The following is a 15,335-nucleotide window of genomic DNA, read 5'->3' as shown; positions in this document are numbered from 1 at the left end:
TAAGAAAAAAGGGTTTTACGGGTTATATAAATCCCTTTTTATACCTATTAACATCCCAATTGCACTAGTAGACTTTCTAAATGCTTTTTCACCTGTGGCCATTCTTCTATTGTAATGCTATACATAACGGTATGCCTAGTTGTCCCATCTTTGCGAATCATATGGTTACGCAATATTCCCTCTTTTGTAGCACCAATTCGCTCAATTGCCTGTTGAGAACGAATATTTTCATGATCCGTTTTTATTTGTACACGTTGTAAATGAAGATGCTCAAAAGAGTATCGTAATAGCAAATACTTACAATTAGTATTAATAGCTGTACGCCAGTATGCGGGTGTTAGCCATGTATAGCCAATTTCTAATCGCTGATGCTTGTCATCAATATCCATAAAACGTGTAGACCCGATAATGTCCCCTGATTGTTTATCCACAATCACAAATGGAAATTCTGTTTTTTCGTTTTTTGCCTTTAATGCGTTTTCCACAAATTTATTCACATCTTCCTTTTTTTCTATGGTTGTGGACATATGTGACCAAATTTCTGGATAACTTCCTGTCTCTAAAATTCCTGGTAAATCGCTCAATTCTAAAGGCTTTAGTTTAACCACTTCATTTTCTAATGTTATAAATTCCATTACACTTCACTCCTTTTTACTTATTTAACGGTAAAATTGATATGATATATATAACCAATTACTAAAAAATCAACCATACCAGAGGAGGAGGAAATTATCTGGAGCTCTCCATTATATTTACAGGCAATCTAGCGAAATACATTCAAATCTATGAAGAAATAAAGCATAAGATTATTACTAAAAAATTACTTGCTCATGAACAACTGCCTTCTAAGCGAGCTCTCGCCCTAACATTGAATGTGAGTGTGCACACCATAAAGGAAGCCTATGAGCAGTTACTTGCAGAAGGCTATATTTATAGTAAAGAGCGTTCTGGTTATTTTATTGCGCCCTTTGAATTGGATTGGCTACAGCAAGTACCCCGGCATGTATCTGTTCCAAGTATCAATATCCCTAACAATATTCAATTTGATTTTACAAATGGACATGTGGACAACGAGGCTTTTCCCTATACTGCTTGGCACAAGCTTATTAAAAAGCATTTTAATAGTAACAACTTATCAACAAGCCCTTGGGAGGGAGAGACAACTTTACGCACAGAGATTGCCCGCTATGTAGAGCGTTCTCGTGGGGTTAGCTGTGAGGCTTCACAGGTATTTATTTATAGTGGTACACAAAGCCAGCTTCAGGCTCTTTGTCATTTTCTTGGGTCTGCGACACGCGTTGGGTTAGAGGAGCCAGGATTTAAAAGAGTGTGTGCCGTTTTACAGCAATGTGGATTGTCCACAAAGGCGATTCCTGTGGACTATTCAGGGATTACACTCCCTTCAACACCAGTTCACATGTTATACACAACACCTGCTCATCAATTTCCATTAGGCATGATTATGACCATAGAAAGAAGAGTAGCATTGTTACAATGGGCTAACTCGAACGCGGCTCTTATTATTGAAGATGATTATGATTCTGAATTTCGTTATAAGGGGCTACCAATCCCTTCTTTAGCAAAAATGGATCAGCTTGAGCGTGTCATTTATTTCGGAACATTTTCGAAAACATTGCTTCCATCATTACGCATTAGTTATATGATCCTTCCAAAGTCTCTAGTTATGCCGTTTATGACTTTTCATTCTGAGCAAAAATCGGTTGTCTCCAAAGTAGACCAGCTTGTCTTAGCAGACTTTCTTGCACAAGGTCTATTCGATAAGCATTTGGCAAAAATGCGAACAATCTATCGTAAAAAGCAGCAAGCATTATTGACTGCCATCTCTACACATTTTTCTAATGAATTTCAAGTAATCGGTGAAAAATCCGGGCTTCATATAGTCATCAAGCTACCACAACATCTCTCCGAGAGTAGAGCGATCCATCTTGCTCAAGAGGTAGGGGTTCAAGTCTATCCATGCTCTACCTCCTATCAGAATGGAACAAATGAAGCAATGATCATTATTGGGTATGGTGGATTGACACTTCAGCAAATAAAGGAAGGAATTGCACTTCTTGCGTCCGTTTGGCAATAGCATGTGATTCATTAGTTTGTCGAAATCTCATTTAAATAAAGCGAAACTTTATATATTTTTTTTCGTATTTAAAGTTAAATGGACACATAAGGGGATAAGACAATAATGGAGAATCGAGAGTTATTAGAGCAGCATTTACAAGAAATTCAAGTGTGGGAAAAAGATCAAAAAGATTTATGGTTTTGGGAGAAATTAGGAAGAATACCATTTAAATTATTAGATAAAATGACACCTACCTTTCTTCAAAATAAAATTGCTTTATTGGTAGATGAACTAGGCAATTATATTCAGTCAGGTGGAAAGTATTTAATCAATGAACAAGCCATGATACAAAAAATTCGTGACCTTTCTTCCACACAGCATATTATAACTATAGCTGATATTGGTCAGATTCCTTTAGAGGACATGATCTCCCTCAGTGACAAATTACAAAATGAACGTGTGAAATTTGCTACTGTACAAGGAGCCTCTACTGGCTTTGGTGGCATCTTTACTTTAGCCATTGATATTCCTATGATTTTAGGGACTGCACTAAAAACTTTGCAAGAAATAGCAATTATACATGGCTATGATCCGAACGATAAAATGGAACGTATTTTTATTGTGAAATGTTTACAATTTACCTTTGCTGATATTGTTGGTAAAGAAGCAATCTTACAGGAGCTTTCTACTATGAATAGCTCAAAAAAGGCTTCAGATAACATGATTTCTCAGCTTCAAGGATGGCAGGAAGTATTTTACACATATCGTGATCAGCTAGGCTGGAAAAAGCTGTTTCAAATGATCCCTATTGCAGGGATGGTTTTTGGAGCCTATGCTAATAAAGGCATGATTCAGGATGTAGCCGAAACTGGTATTATGCTTTATCGTAAAAGACGTATTTATGAAAAACTTACTGAACTAGATGGTTGATCGACAAAAGATGACACCCATATTTGGAGTGTCATCTTTTTTGTGCTTTTATATTTTAATTAGTATTTTTCCTTGATGCTGACGACTTTCCATAAATTCATGAGCCTCTTTCATTTCCTCTAGTGGGAATATTTTAGCAATTGGCACCTGAAAACTGTCTTCGTTTACTAAAGAGAAAATATCCTGTGCCACCTGTTGTAACAGTTCTGGCTTCAAAGCTCTTGTCGTACCTAAGCTAAATCCTTTTATATTGCGGCAGCTACTGTGTAAATCTGCTGTTTTTATATTTCCTGCTCTGCCTCCACTATTCCCGAATTGGACAAGAGTGCCGTAAGGGGCTAAACAAGTTAAACTCTCCTCGGTGATAGCTCCTGCAATAGAATCGTATACAATATCAACACCCCGACCCTTTGTAAGTTCATTGACATTTGTACTAAATTGATCATATGTAAGTACATGATCCGCACCAAGCTGATAAACGATTGGGGCTTTTTCTAAATTACTTACCGTACCTATAATCTGCTTAGCTCCGAGCCTTTTTACCATTTGGACAAGCATTGTCCCTACCCCACCAGAAGCAGCATGAATTAAGACAGCATCCTGCTGACCAATGGCCGCTATTTGATGTGTTAACATATACGATAAAAATAAAACTGTCGGTACAGCTGCTACCTTCTCTATTGATACACCCCTAGGAATTTTAAAAACTAGTTGTTCCTTTGCTACAACAAATTCTGCATAAGCACCGTTTTTCGGGAATGCGATAACTTGGTCACCCTTTTGAAAACCACTGTTATCATTAAAAACTTCTTCAATCACCCCTGCAACATCTAAACCAAGAACCATCGGAAAATTTGCTTTAGCTTTATTACCTGTACGGTTTTTAATATCTGCGAAGTTCACGCTTGTATAGGTTGTCCGTATTAAGACTTCACCCTCAGAAATAGTCGGTTTTGGACAATCAATAGATGTTAAAACATTAGGTGCTCCAAACTCATTGATAATAATAGCCTTCATAAATTTCTCCCCCTTTGTTATAGTACAATTATAAACTATTATTACTATAAATGGAGGAATCTTCATGAAAATCAAACCTAAGCATTCCATGTACAATGGTATATCCTATAACTTTTTTGACAGAAAAAGCGATAAAATATGTTTTATGCTCTCTGGTACGGGATATACCTATGATAAACCTGTACTTTATTATTCTACGGCATTAATGCTAGAACTTGGCTATGATGTCGTCCAAATCAATTATACATTTGAGCAACAGCAATTCGAACAGGACTCCCAAGCCATATCAAAAATGGTCTATCGTGTTGCCAACCCTATAGTAGAAAATAGCTTGCAATCAAAGCCTTATCGAGAAGTCGTTTATCTAGGAAAATCTTTAGGTACTATGCCGATTGTCGATTATTATATGCAGCAGACTCCTTCTATTCCTGCTCGTTATGTACTTTTCACCCCATTACTTTCTCTTCAACATACAATGACAAATCTATTAGACAAACATGCATTTTTGGCAATTGGTACAGCGGACCCTCACTATTCACAGGAAAAGCTAGCGCAACTTGCTACCCTTCAGCTTGCAGTTTTGGAGGACCTTAATCATTCACTTGAAATTCCTTTGAATGCTGTTTTATCCATACAGCTTTGCCAGTCGCTTATAACACAATTAAAAAGCTTTCTACAAAATAATTAGTTATTTTTTTATAGTACTATTTACCAAAATGATGTACATATGCTACACTAGCGAAAATACATTGAAGAGAAGAGTAAATAATGAAGTTCTTCCCAGAGAGCTCGGATTGCTGAAAACGAGTAAGAACGAATTATTGAAACAAGCCTCGGAGTAGCGCATTGGATTTTGTTTGAATGATGGTGCGACGGGAACTCCCGTTATAGAGTTACAGTATAAGCATAGGCTCTATGCCGTACTGAAAAGGCTATTATGGTGACATAATAGTAAACTAGGGTGGCACCACGTGAGTATATAAATTCTACAACCTCGTCCCTAAGACTAATCGTCTTGGGGGTGGGGTTTTTTATTTTGCAAATCGTCACTTTGCTTAAGGAGGAATTTATATGAGAAAAGCTTTGGAAAGTTGGCGCTATCCTGCCATCCTGTTATGTAGTATTGGTGTTTCCAGTGTTGGCGAATGGATTTATTTTATCGCCTTAAATTTAATTGTGTTAAACCTCACAGAATCTGCTATGGCTGTCTCTGGATTGTATATTGTAAGAGCGATCTCTTCCTTGTTCACTAATTTTTGGTCCGGCAGCCTAATCGATCGTTTTAATAAGAAAAAGCTAATGATTATTCTAAATATGTTTCAATCTATACTCATTGTCATACTCCCCTGCTTTTCAAGCCTCTTGTGGATGTATGTCCTAGTTTTTCTCATTACAGTAGCTAGCTCTATGTATCAGCCGACATCTATGACTTATATCACTAAGTTAATTCCTATCGAACAAAGGAAACGTTTTAATGCATTACGCAGTTTACTTGACTCTGGTGCATTTCTAACTGGGCCAGCAATCGCAGGTTTCTTGTTCACAGTCGGAACACCCTATATGGCCATATATTTAAACGCGATTGCTTTATTTCTATCAGCCTGTATAACGTTCAAAATGCCGAATATTGAAGCGCTTGAAAAATTTATTAATCACACAGAAAAAACATCTCTTTATCGCGTATTGCTTCAGGATTGGCAAATGGTCATACGCTTTAGCTTAAAAAATTCCTATGTGATGGTAGTCTATTTGTTGTTTAGTGCTATCATCATCTTGATGACAGCTACTGATTCTTTGGAGGCTGCCTTTGCAACACAAATATTAGCTTTATCCGAAGGAGAATATGGTATTTTAGTCAGTATCGCAGGGGTAGGTGTTTTAATTGGCTCGCTAACCAACTCTGTTATTGTTGAAAAAATACCAACTTCTTGGTTAATAGGTATGGGGTCTCTCGTAACAGCATTGGGCTATTTAATATTTACATCATCCTTTTCCTTTCTTATAGCCGCTTTAGGTTGCTTTGTATTATCCTTTGCTACTGCCTTTGCGAATACAGGATTTTATACATTTTATCAAAATAATATTCCTTCTGAGAGCATGGGTAGAATAGGAAGTATTTATGGATTCTTTGAAGCTCTTTTTATTATTATTTTTACTGCTATTTTTGGGATTTTTGCTGAATGGATAACCATCCGCTCAGTTGTCGTTAGCGCATCCTTTATGATGGCATTTGTAGCTGTCATTCTACTATGGCTAAATATAAAACCTTCGAAAAGCCACTATTATAAAAGGTTGATAAGTAGCAAGCAACAGTAATCTCACTTTTCATATAAAAATTAACCATCTAATGTCTACTAATTACTGACATCAGATGGTTTTTATCGTAATAAGCAATCTTATATATACCCTAATTCAAAAGATAGCTGCTGTGCAGTTTTAATAACTTCCTGTGTTATACTTTCTAATTTTCCAGCATCTGTATCATATTCAAAGCACTCTGCACTAATGGCTGCAATTATTTGTTTATTTGAATCAAATATAGGTGCTGCTATGGATACTGTCCCCTTTGTTTTTTCTCCAACGCTTATGGCAAAGCCTTTTTCTCTTACATCATTGAGGCTCTCTATCAATTTTTCTTTCTCAGGCTCCTCAAGTTGTTGGAAAAATTGTTGCTGTACATCGCTTTTAGAAAACGCAAGTAATACTTTATTTGGAGCTCCTATAGGATATGCAATTTTTTCACCAATCATATCAATAATACGGACATTTTTAGGACTATCAATTCGATCAATAATAATGGATGCAAACTGTTTAGCAATACTTAAGTAGATTGTTTCGCGCACATTATATGCAAGGTTTTCTAATAAAGGATGTGCTTTTTCTCTAATATCCGTCTCATGATACATTTTCATTCCAAGTTGGAGCCATGTATACCCTAATCGAAATTCTTTTTTATTCTCATTTCTCTCTACTAAATCAAAACTTTCTAATGTATATAATAATCTGTAAATTGTGCTAGTAGGCAAGTCTGTTTCATTAAAAATTTCTTGCACAGTAAAAAAACGCTTCGGATGCTTCGCCAGTATATTTATAACTAACATAGCTCTTTCGATTGATTGAATCATTACAATTACTCCCTTTCATTTCCCCATATGATCACTATCTTAAGGTTTTTATAGATCCATTTAGCTTTAACTAGGATCATTATGAAATTAAAATTCATGCAAATTATCAAATTTTTATGTACCTTCAATTTTTTACATGTAGCCCTGCTTTTAAATGTAGTTTCATTTTATTTTAACTAATTTTTATGCATATAAATAGATGCTACATGAAATATATACATAGTTCCACTCAATTAGCGCAGAAAATTACGAGTATTCACAAAAATTCAAATTGACAATTTGTTGTTTTGCATTTACGATGAATTTATATTCCACTATGTAGATTTAATTTCACATAGCGGAATATAAATGATAGTAAAAATGCATTTCTATTCTAATTATCTATTTGTATCATCTTGAAAATAAAATACTTTACTATAAAAAAGGAGCAAAAATTATGAATACTTTTATGTGGGATACACCCGAAAAACTACGTGCCCTATTATGTGAGCTTGTGAGCTGGGAAAGCCGAACATTAACGGAGGGCGAAAATAAATTTGCCTTTCGCTTAAAAGATAAATTGTTAACGCTTCCATATTTTGAAAAGCACCCAGACTTGATTGAATTACATGATGCAGGACTTGGCAGAAATGCAGTGACAGCCTTCTATAAGCATCCAACCGCAACTGAAACCGTTGTGTTAATCAGTCACTTCGATACCGTGCATACAGAGGAATATGGTGAACTAGAGCCGTTAGCCTTTTCTCCAGAAGAACTAACGAAAAAGCTAATGGAACCTAAATACCTAAAAGATTTACCAGAGGCAGCTCGCATTGATTTGGCGTCTGGGAATTATTTATTTGGACGCGGCACAATGGATATGAAAATGGGTCTTGCCTTACACATGCAGTTGATCGAAAAGGCAAGCTTTGAGCAATGGCCGATTAATTTGATTTTAACAACGGTTCCTGATGAGGAAGTCAACTCTGCTGGTATGAGAGCGGCTGTTGTGGAACTGGTGAGACTGCGGGAACAGCATGGCTTAACCTATAAATTATTTTTAAATAGTGAGCCATCGTTTTCACAAGGGCCTTCGGATACGAATGAATATATTTATTCAGGTACAATTGGTAAAATCATGCCTGCTGCTTTGTTCTACGGAAAAGAGACACATGTTGGTGAGCCATTAAAAGGGATGACGGCTCCCTTTATCGCTTCCTATATGACACAGCATATGGAGTGGAATCCCCTTTTCCGTGAAACAGATTTAGGCGAAAGCACACCACTACCCGTCTCTCTACAATTAAAAGATTTAAAAATGGAGTATTCTACACAAACACCATACCGTGCGGCGGCACTTTACAATGTCTTTTTGTTAAAACGTACAGCGGCTGAGGTGATGGCTATTTTTGAGGAAGTTGCGTTACAGGCAATGGCTGCTTGCAATGCGCACTATCAGGACATTTGTACACGCGAAAATGTTCAGGGTGTGGGCAAGGTAAAGGTCTTACGCTACGAGGCATTATTGGAGCATGCGATCCATAAGTTAGGAGCTGAGGAAGTACAAGCGATTAAGCACCAGGTTCAGCAGCATCCTGCATGGGATGATCGTGAAAAATCCATTCGTATTGTGGATCAGCTCATGATTCGCTGTCAGGAATTAGCACCTGCCACAGTTCTGTTATATGCACCCCCTTACTATCCAGCCATTAATTCATCCAACCATCCATTAGTGAAACAGTCGATTGAATTAATGAAGCAAACAGCTCAAACATTTGATATTGAGGTGGAGCAGATCCACTACTTTAACGGAATTTGTGATTTAAGCTATGTCAATTATTCAGATGCATCCAATGAGTGGCTAGCATTTGAACGGAACACACCTGTATGGGGCGATACGTATCATATTCCATTCAAAGAGATGGCGGCATTACAAGGTCCTGTCTTAAATGTCGGTCCATTTGGAAAGGATGCCCATCAAAAAACAGAACGATTGCATGTGGATAGTGCGTTTAAAGAGATGCCTATTATGATTGATACATTGATTAAAAGTTTATTTTAAATAAAAGAAACTTCATTCAAAATAGCTTTCATATCCTCTCATTTGAATTGTTACCTAATAATCTAAGATGACACAGTACAAAATAGAAAGAGGTTGTTATATGGATTTTGCCGCTTTAACAGGTAAAATAGCAGGGATTATCTGGAGTAACGCATTAGTTTATCTTTGCTTAGGAGCTGGCGTTTACTTTTCGCTTATTATGAGGTTTCCACAGCTGCGTCTCTTAAAAGATATGATTAAACAATTATTTAATAGAAAAACTTCGGCAAATGGCGTTTCATCTTTTCAAAGCTTTGCAATGGCATTGGGTGGACGTGTCGGAATTGGGAATATAGCTGGTGTAGCTACTGCAATTTATTTTGGAGGACCAGGGGCTATCTTTTGGATGTGGGTCATAGCCTTTTTAGGAGCTGGTGCTGCCTATATTGAGTCCTCGTTAGCCCAGGTTTGGAAACAAGAAATCGCTGGAGAGTATCGTGGAGGGCCAGCATATTATATTGAGAAAGGGTTAAAAAATAAGCCATTTGCTATACTATTTGCTATCGCTACAATTATAGCAACTGGTTTCACTGGTTCAGGTGTTCAAGCCTTTAATATTGCTGATTCAACAAAAAATGCCTTCGGGATTTCACCAATAATTACAGGTATTATTGTTTCTGCAATATTTGGATTTGCTATTTTTGGCGGTATTAAAAGGGTTGGAAAAGTTGCTGAATATGCTGTACCGTTTATGGCAACTGCTTACATACTTCTTGCATTCATTATTTTATTGATCAATATAAAAGATGTACCTGCAATATTTGCTTTAATTTTCAGCTCTGCCTTTAATTTAAATGCTGCATTCGGTGCTGTTTTTGGAAATGCAATTATGTGGGGAGTAAAAAGAGGGGCTTATTCAAATGAAGCAGGTCAAGGTACTGGGGCACAGGCAGCTGGTACCGCAGAAGTATCTCATCCTGCTAAACAAGGGCTTGTCCAAGCATTCTCGGTCTATGTAGATACACTGCTTGTTTGTACAGCTACAGCCATTATGATCATCTCCACAGGCAGTTACAATATTGCCCATCCTAATGGGGGATTTTTAGTTGAGAATCTACCAGGAGTTGAAGCAGGTACTGCATTTGCACAAGAAGCAATTAACTCATTCATTCCTGGTTTAGGAAGTCCTTTTATTGCTATCGCTGTATTTTTCTTTGCAATAACTACTATGCTTGCTTTTGGGGTATACACAGAAAGTAATGTTGCTTACTTATTTAGAAACAATAAAAACTTTGCTACTATTGCTATTGTCGTAAAAGTACTACTAGTTATCTCTATCTTTTTTGGAACGATTCGTTCCTCATCAACTGCTTGGAATCTTGCTGATATCGGTGTAGGTACACTTGCATGGTTAAACCTAATTGCTATTATTTTATTAACAAAGCCAGGTATAGCTACATTAAGAGATTATGAAGAGCAAAAGAAGTTGGGGCTTGACCCAGTCTTTATTCCCGAAAGATGTGGAATTAAAGATGCACAATTGTGGAATGAAATAACTGAAAAAAACTATCCAGATCAATTAGCCGCATTAAAAGAAAAAGTTGGCGACTTGAAATAATTAAATGAACCCTGTAGTAGTCACTAAGAAGTTGAAAAGTTGCTGCTATGCAGGGTTCTTGCTTTTTAAATTTCCATAGAATGAAGTTAAAATCTCTATCTTTCAGTTGGGAAATGCTTTACTTGATCAACTGCCTCTAATAATTTTTTTGTTACAATTTCTGATTCATCAATATGGCTTGTTAGAACGCGATTTGTTTCATCGAATAAAGCTGTCGTCCTATTAAATTTATGTATAACATCTTCGTTTGATAGCTTCTGATCTTTAATTGAAGCTAATAGCTCATTTATTCCCGTTTGAACATTTGTCATAATGTGCAGTAATTGATCAATTTTTACTGATGTTTTAGCACTTTTATCAATGCCTTCCGTTACTAGCTGCATGTTATTTTTATTATCCTCGTAAGCAAGTCCAATTTGTTCTTCGATTTTCTTTGTTAAATTAGCAATGTCTTCTGTGCTTGTTTTCGTATTTTCAGCTAATTTGCGAACTTCCTCGGCAACAACCGAAAAGCCTTTACCATGCTCCCCTGCTCTTGCTGCCTCAATAGATGCATTCAAAGCTAGTAAATTAGTTTGATTTGATATTTCTCCAATAACATTTACAATTTCAGCTATTTGCTTTGAGCGCTCACTTAAATTACTCATGCTTAAAGATGTTTTTTGAGACTGCTCTCCCAACGCATCAATCAAATGCTCTACTTCCTGAACAGCATGCTTGCTTTCAACCGATAATGTCATCATTTGATCCGAGGAAGAGATTAATAAATTGCCTTTGTCTAGGGCATTTTCAGAAATTTTATTGGAGTGAATTGTGCTATCCTCAACTTTATTAAACTCTCCTACAATATCTGCGACCATTTCTCCTAAAATAGTATGCTGGTCATTTACCTTGTTATGTTGTTCAATAGTTTCAACGATTTCCTTATGTAACTCATTTAAAAAAATTTGAAATTCATGATCTTTCTTATCCAGCTTTGCATTCAGTTCATCAATTTTAGCCTTAAATTGCTCTATATCTACTTTTTTTGATTGGAACATTGTTAACACAGCCATCACCTCAGAAAATAGAATATTGAATATGTATTTATTTTACTGGATTTAAAGTAATTAATATACATCTTTAGAAAAAAACAAACACTCACTACTAACAACGACATAGCGTGATAGTAGTGAGTGTTTTGTTTTTTAATAGGCTAAACCAAATAAAGCTTTAATATGTGTTAAGTAACGAATATTAGAAGCTTCTTTCATTAATGTTGCAGGAAGGCCTTTAAGCTCTGTGTTGCTCGCACCAATTGTAGCAACAGCATCTTTACGACCTAAACTTGCAAGTGTGCCAGAGTTTACAGCTGAGAATGCTTTCATGTCTTGGTTTTTGTATTGTGCAAATACATTATAACCAGCACATTCACCCATTTGCCATGCAACTTGTGCTGTTGGAGCGTATAGTGGACGACCTCCATCAGCTGGTAGTGCAACAGATGCATCACCAATAACAAAGACATCTTCGTGTGACGTAGATTGTAAGAATTCATTAATAGTTGCTTTTCCACGATCAGCAGCTAGACCTGATTCGCCTACGATTGGAAGTGGAGCTACCCCACCTGTCCAAACAAGTGTATTTGCAACAATTGGTTCACGGTCTTTTAAAGAAATAACGTTGCCGTCAACACCTGTTACTGGTGTACCTGTAATAAATTCTACGCCACGTTTAGTTAAGCTTTCAGTAGCGCGTTGGATAAGTGTATCTGGAAGAACTGGCAAGATTTTTGGACCAGCTTCAACAAGTTTAATTTTAAGATCAGCAAAATTAACACCATGTTTTGCAGCGATTTTCGGGAAGTTGTCCACGATTTCACCAACAAGCTCAACACCTGTTAAACCGCCACCACCAATAACGATTGTTGCATCTGCTTCATTTTTAGATTGTGCATATGCTTTAATGCGATCTTCAATATGTTTGTTGATTTTATTGGCATCATTTACCGATTTAAGAACCATAGAGTTTTCTTCTAATCCTGGGATACCAAAGAATCCAGTTTGGCTACCTAAAGATACTACAAGTGTGTCGTACGTTAATGTATAACCATTATCTAGATCAACTTTTTTAGTATCTACATTGAATTTGGATACTTTCGCAATGTGCAGGTCAATATCTAAACCTTTAAAGATTTTTTTAAGTGGTAATGCAACAGCACCTTCTGCAATTGTACCACCAGCTAAACGGTGAAGCTCAGTGATAATTTGGTGTGTTGGGAATTGGTTTACTACAGTAATTTTAGCTTCATCAGCTGATAGATACTTACGTGCTGTTAATGCAGTTAAAACGCCAGCGTAACCTGCACCTAAGATGACGATTTCTTTTGACATGATTAATTAATCCTCCGTCCTTACGAATTGAATTTACCTTGAGTCTTATTTGGCTTTGCGTTCTGAGCTTACTTGTAAGAAAGCATTAACAAAACGGAAAACATTTTGAACTTGAGGGTCTTTTAACATTTTCACAAGACCGAATAAACCAATTACTTCATGGCTTTCAGATGCACGGTCTTTCGCTTCAATTGCAGTTGCTGCAAGGTTTTTCGCAGAGCCAACTACAGGACCAGCGATTTCTGTTACTGCTCCAACAGTATCGTTTTTAAGCACTTCGTCTGTTGCAACAGCTTGAGCAAACTCATATGATTTCGTTAATAATGTCATCATTTCAGTTAACTTCGGTAATTGCTCAACTAAAGTTGTAAGTGATTCTTGAACTTCAGGCTTTAATAATTGATCTAGTACATCTAATTGCTCTTTACTCACAGTTACTTGTTCAGCCTGTGTTTGGTTATTCGTTTCTGACATTTTGAACTCTCCTTTGCCATCACTAGTACTATTTTTTATTACTTACATGTAAAAAAGACCATTAAGGTAAAACTTAACAGTCGTTACAGCGTATATCTTACACAATCACCAGTCACAAGGGCTGGATAGCGATTCGTATGACTTGTTATTACAATGTTTACTTTAAATCGCAAAAAGCGCATCATAATACCATCCTTATCTTGTCTTGGTGACATTACAACCTTCATTATAAGACTGTTTGTACATTATTTCAATGAGCTATATCACAATTTCGACAATCTTTTCAAAATTCATTGATTTCATCAACTATTAACTGTCTTGCTATAATAAATTTTCCAACGCATCATAATTTTTAATGATCATTCTTTTTCCTATCATCTCTATATCCCTTTCTCTTTGGAAAGCAGATAAACGACGGCTTTCGGTTTCTCTAGTAGTATTCAATAGGGACGCTAAATCTTTTTTGTTAGTGTCAATAGAAATGTGTCACTCTTGGCTAACAAAGCAGATTTTAGAATACAGGAGCTTTTCTTTATTTTAATTTAATGACAATAACACGAACGTCTGTAATTGCTTCTAAGCTGTGCTTTTCAGATGGTTTTAAAGTTAAAATTGTATCTTGTGTTAAAATTTCCTCCACCCCTTCAACAAGAAAGCGAACTTCACCAAATTGAACAATAATTAGCACTTCATTATCCGCATGATGCTCAGGAATTTTTTCACCTGCACGCAGTTGAATGTTTAAAATATCTGCACCAGCGATACTCCCTAATTTACCAATATGTTTTGTCTTTTCTTCTAGCATTGCTTGGATTGGTATAATTGTCATTGTCATTCCTCCATTACACTGTTGTCCATAGTTTTAGGTTTCTTTTTGATTTACGATGTTCCACTACTTTCTAGGCCACACCCCCACTATAATGAAGAATCGCTCTGATTGTCTGTGACTTGCATCACTAAAAAAGAAGTATCCCAAATGAATGAGATAACTCCTTTTATAAACCTATTTTGTGTTAACGTTTTTCAACAGAAAGCCAGAAGAAATTTGTTACTTCCTTTGCCGTTACATCTACTGAGCCTAGCAAAGTTTTACCATCGCCATCTTTAAAATACCCTACAGTCATTAATGCCATAAAGTTATGAGCGAAAAACTTTGCATTTCCTTTTCGAATTGTGCCCTTTTCCATCTCTTCCTGCATAGCATGCTCTATTGTTTGATACATACCATTTTCGGATGCTTGAACTTGTCTCAGCTGCGATTCGGATAGATTGATGGTAGCCTCTTTCATAAAATTTTTCATATCAATATCGATAGTGGCTGATAAATGAACCTCAACGAGCTGTTCAAGTCGTTCTTTAAATGGTTTAGGCTGCTCTAAAATTTGTAGAATAGATAGTTTGATACGATCCATCATAGCGATTAAAGCAGATGTATATAAATCCCCTTTAGTTGGGTAGTAGTAATAGACAGTCGCCTTTGTTACGTTACAAGCCTTTGCTACATCCTCCATTGAAATATTTTTGTAGCCCTCTTTAATAAAAAGTCCTGTGGCTGTTTCAAGGACAATATCTTTTGTAGGTTTCGCATTTTCATCATGGCGAGGTCTCCCGAGAACACGCGGTGATTGTTTCAACAAGTTCGCCTCCTTAATTAAGCATTCTTTTTACGCATATTATAACATATTAATATTTATGGATTGAT

16 protein-coding genes and 1 other annotated feature are annotated in these 15,335 nt (G+C 36.4%); of the genes, 6 read left to right on the top strand and 10 right to left on the bottom strand.

Annotated features, from left to right (window positions below; genetic code table 11):
• Positions 1-47: 47 nt before the first annotated feature.
• Entirely contained in the window at positions 48-635 is a 588-nt protein-coding gene (locus NY607_RS11410; protein ID WP_066038404.1) for a GNAT family N-acetyltransferase, read from the bottom strand.
• A 98-nt stretch (positions 636-733) separates the two neighbouring features.
• On the opposite strand from NY607_RS11410, the gene pdxR reads away from it, so the two are divergent.
• The gene (gene pdxR / locus NY607_RS11405) at positions 734-2,095 is read left to right on the top strand and encodes a MocR-like pyridoxine biosynthesis transcription factor PdxR (protein WP_259419843.1); all 1,362 of its coding nucleotides are present in this window, start codon (positions 734-736) and stop codon (positions 2,093-2,095) included.
• Positions 2,096-2,200: 105 nt separating this feature from the next.
• Entirely contained in the window at positions 2,201-3,007 is an 807-nt protein-coding gene (locus tag NY607_RS11400) for an EcsC family protein (protein ID WP_259419710.1), read from the top strand.
• Positions 3,008-3,055: 48 nt separating this feature from the next.
• Here NY607_RS11400 and NY607_RS11395 read toward each other — a convergent pair whose 3' ends face one another.
• Positions 3,056-4,024 carry a quinone oxidoreductase family protein gene (locus tag NY607_RS11395; RefSeq protein ID WP_131522470.1) on the bottom strand — a complete coding sequence of 323 codons (969 nt, stop codon included), beginning with the start codon at positions 4,022-4,024 and terminating at the stop codon, positions 3,056-3,058.
• Between the two features lie 64 nt (positions 4,025-4,088).
• Here NY607_RS11395 and NY607_RS11390 point away from each other — a divergent pair, with 64 nt between their 5' ends.
• Positions 4,089-4,712 (top strand): hypothetical protein, encoded by a 624-nt coding sequence (locus NY607_RS11390; protein ID WP_131522469.1) that lies wholly within the window; start codon positions 4,089-4,091, stop codon positions 4,710-4,712.
• Between the two features lie 52 nt (positions 4,713-4,764).
• Positions 4,765-5,029: a binding site (T-box leader), on the top strand.
• Between the two features lie 66 nt (positions 5,030-5,095).
• Entirely contained in the window at positions 5,096-6,340 is a 1,245-nt protein-coding gene (locus tag NY607_RS11385; protein ID WP_259419709.1) for an MFS transporter, read from the top strand.
• A gap of 80 nt (positions 6,341-6,420) precedes the next feature.
• Here the strand turns inward: NY607_RS11385 and NY607_RS11380 are convergent, their stop codons facing one another.
• A complete protein-coding gene (locus tag NY607_RS11380) occupies positions 6,421-7,149 on the bottom strand; it encodes an IclR family transcriptional regulator (protein WP_237899158.1) in 729 nt (242 codons plus the stop codon).
• Positions 7,150-7,585: 436 nt separating this feature from the next.
• Between NY607_RS11380 and NY607_RS11375 the strand changes: the two genes are divergently transcribed.
• Together NY607_RS11375 and NY607_RS11370 are read left to right on the top strand one after the other, a co-directional pair.
• Positions 7,586-9,190 carry a M20/M25/M40 family metallo-hydrolase gene (locus NY607_RS11375; protein WP_066038398.1) on the top strand — a complete coding sequence of 535 codons (1,605 nt, stop codon included), beginning with the start codon at positions 7,586-7,588 and terminating at the stop codon, positions 9,188-9,190.
• A gap of 100 nt (positions 9,191-9,290) precedes the next feature.
• Positions 9,291-10,787, top strand: coding sequence for an alanine/glycine:cation symporter family protein (locus tag NY607_RS11370; RefSeq protein WP_259419708.1), 1,497 nt, complete (start codon positions 9,291-9,293; stop codon positions 10,785-10,787).
• Between the two features lie 95 nt (positions 10,788-10,882).
• Here the strand turns inward: NY607_RS11370 and NY607_RS11365 are convergent, their stop codons facing one another.
• From NY607_RS11365 to NY607_RS11340, 7 genes are all read right to left on the bottom strand, one after another.
• Positions 10,883-11,842, bottom strand: a complete 960-nt coding sequence (locus tag NY607_RS11365) for a methyl-accepting chemotaxis protein (protein ID WP_259419707.1) — start codon at positions 11,840-11,842, stop codon at positions 10,883-10,885.
• A gap of 132 nt (positions 11,843-11,974) precedes the next feature.
• On the bottom strand, positions 11,975-13,159 hold the full coding sequence (locus tag NY607_RS11360; RefSeq protein ID WP_131522422.1) for an NAD(P)/FAD-dependent oxidoreductase: 1,185 nt from the start codon (positions 13,157-13,159) through the stop codon (positions 11,975-11,977).
• Positions 13,160-13,204: 45 nt separating this feature from the next.
• On the bottom strand, positions 13,205-13,633 hold the full coding sequence (locus tag NY607_RS11355) for a helical membrane plugin domain-containing protein (protein ID WP_004227758.1): 429 nt from the start codon (positions 13,631-13,633) through the stop codon (positions 13,205-13,207).
• 83 nt (positions 13,634-13,716) lie between these two features.
• Positions 13,717-13,848, bottom strand: coding sequence for a hypothetical protein (locus NY607_RS11350; protein WP_255349861.1), 132 nt, complete (start codon positions 13,846-13,848; stop codon positions 13,717-13,719).
• A 106-nt stretch (positions 13,849-13,954) separates the two neighbouring features.
• On the bottom strand, positions 13,955-14,110 hold the full coding sequence (locus NY607_RS24310) for a helix-turn-helix domain-containing protein (protein WP_227745003.1): 156 nt from the start codon (positions 14,108-14,110) through the stop codon (positions 13,955-13,957).
• Between the two features lie 55 nt (positions 14,111-14,165).
• Entirely contained in the window at positions 14,166-14,462 is a 297-nt protein-coding gene (locus tag NY607_RS11345; protein ID WP_259419706.1) for an AraC family ligand binding domain-containing protein, read from the bottom strand.
• Between the two features lie 184 nt (positions 14,463-14,646).
• Positions 14,647-15,267, bottom strand: coding sequence for a TetR/AcrR family transcriptional regulator (locus tag NY607_RS11340; RefSeq protein WP_131522420.1), 621 nt, complete (start codon positions 15,265-15,267; stop codon positions 14,647-14,649).
• Positions 15,268-15,335: the final 68 nt, after the last annotated feature.

The sequence above is a fragment of the Lysinibacillus sp. A4 genome (assembly GCF_024919535.1).
GTDB classification, from domain to species: domain Bacteria; phylum Bacillota; class Bacilli; order Bacillales_A; family Planococcaceae; genus Lysinibacillus; species Lysinibacillus capsici.
Note: the sequence above shows the minus strand (reverse complement) of the source record. Positions and strands in the feature narration are given on the sequence as shown.

Bases quoted from the DNA above. Each gene is read 5' to 3' on its own strand.
- NY607_RS11410 (WP_066038404.1), bottom strand. From the start codon at position 635: ATGGAATTTATAACATTAGAAAATGAAGTGGTTAAACTAAAGCCTTTA.
- NY607_RS11400 (WP_259419710.1), top strand. From the start codon at position 2,201: ATGGAGAATCGAGAGTTATTAGAGCAGCATTTACAAGAAATTCAAGTG.
- NY607_RS11395 (WP_131522470.1), bottom strand. From the start codon at position 4,024: ATGAAGGCTATTATTATCAATGAGTTTGGAGCACCTAATGTTTTAACA.
- NY607_RS11390 (WP_131522469.1), top strand. From the start codon at position 4,089: ATGAAAATCAAACCTAAGCATTCCATGTACAATGGTATATCCTATAAC.
- NY607_RS11385 (WP_259419709.1), top strand. From the start codon at position 5,096: ATGAGAAAAGCTTTGGAAAGTTGGCGCTATCCTGCCATCCTGTTATGT.
- NY607_RS11380 (WP_237899158.1), bottom strand. From the start codon at position 7,149: ATGATTCAATCAATCGAAAGAGCTATGTTAGTTATAAATATACTGGCG.
- NY607_RS11375 (WP_066038398.1), top strand. From the start codon at position 7,586: ATGAATACTTTTATGTGGGATACACCCGAAAAACTACGTGCCCTATTA.
- NY607_RS11370 (WP_259419708.1), top strand. From the start codon at position 9,291: ATGGATTTTGCCGCTTTAACAGGTAAAATAGCAGGGATTATCTGGAGT.
- NY607_RS11365 (WP_259419707.1), bottom strand. From the start codon at position 11,842: ATGGCTGTGTTAACAATGTTCCAATCAAAAAAAGTAGATATAGAGCAA.
- NY607_RS11360 (WP_131522422.1), bottom strand. From the start codon at position 13,159: ATGTCAAAAGAAATCGTCATCTTAGGTGCAGGTTACGCTGGCGTTTTA.
- NY607_RS11355 (WP_004227758.1), bottom strand. From the start codon at position 13,633: ATGTCAGAAACGAATAACCAAACACAGGCTGAACAAGTAACTGTGAGT.
- NY607_RS11350 (WP_255349861.1), bottom strand. From the start codon at position 13,848: ATGTCACCAAGACAAGATAAGGATGGTATTATGATGCGCTTTTTGCGA.
- NY607_RS11345 (WP_259419706.1), bottom strand. From the start codon at position 14,462: ATGACAATTATACCAATCCAAGCAATGCTAGAAGAAAAGACAAAACAT.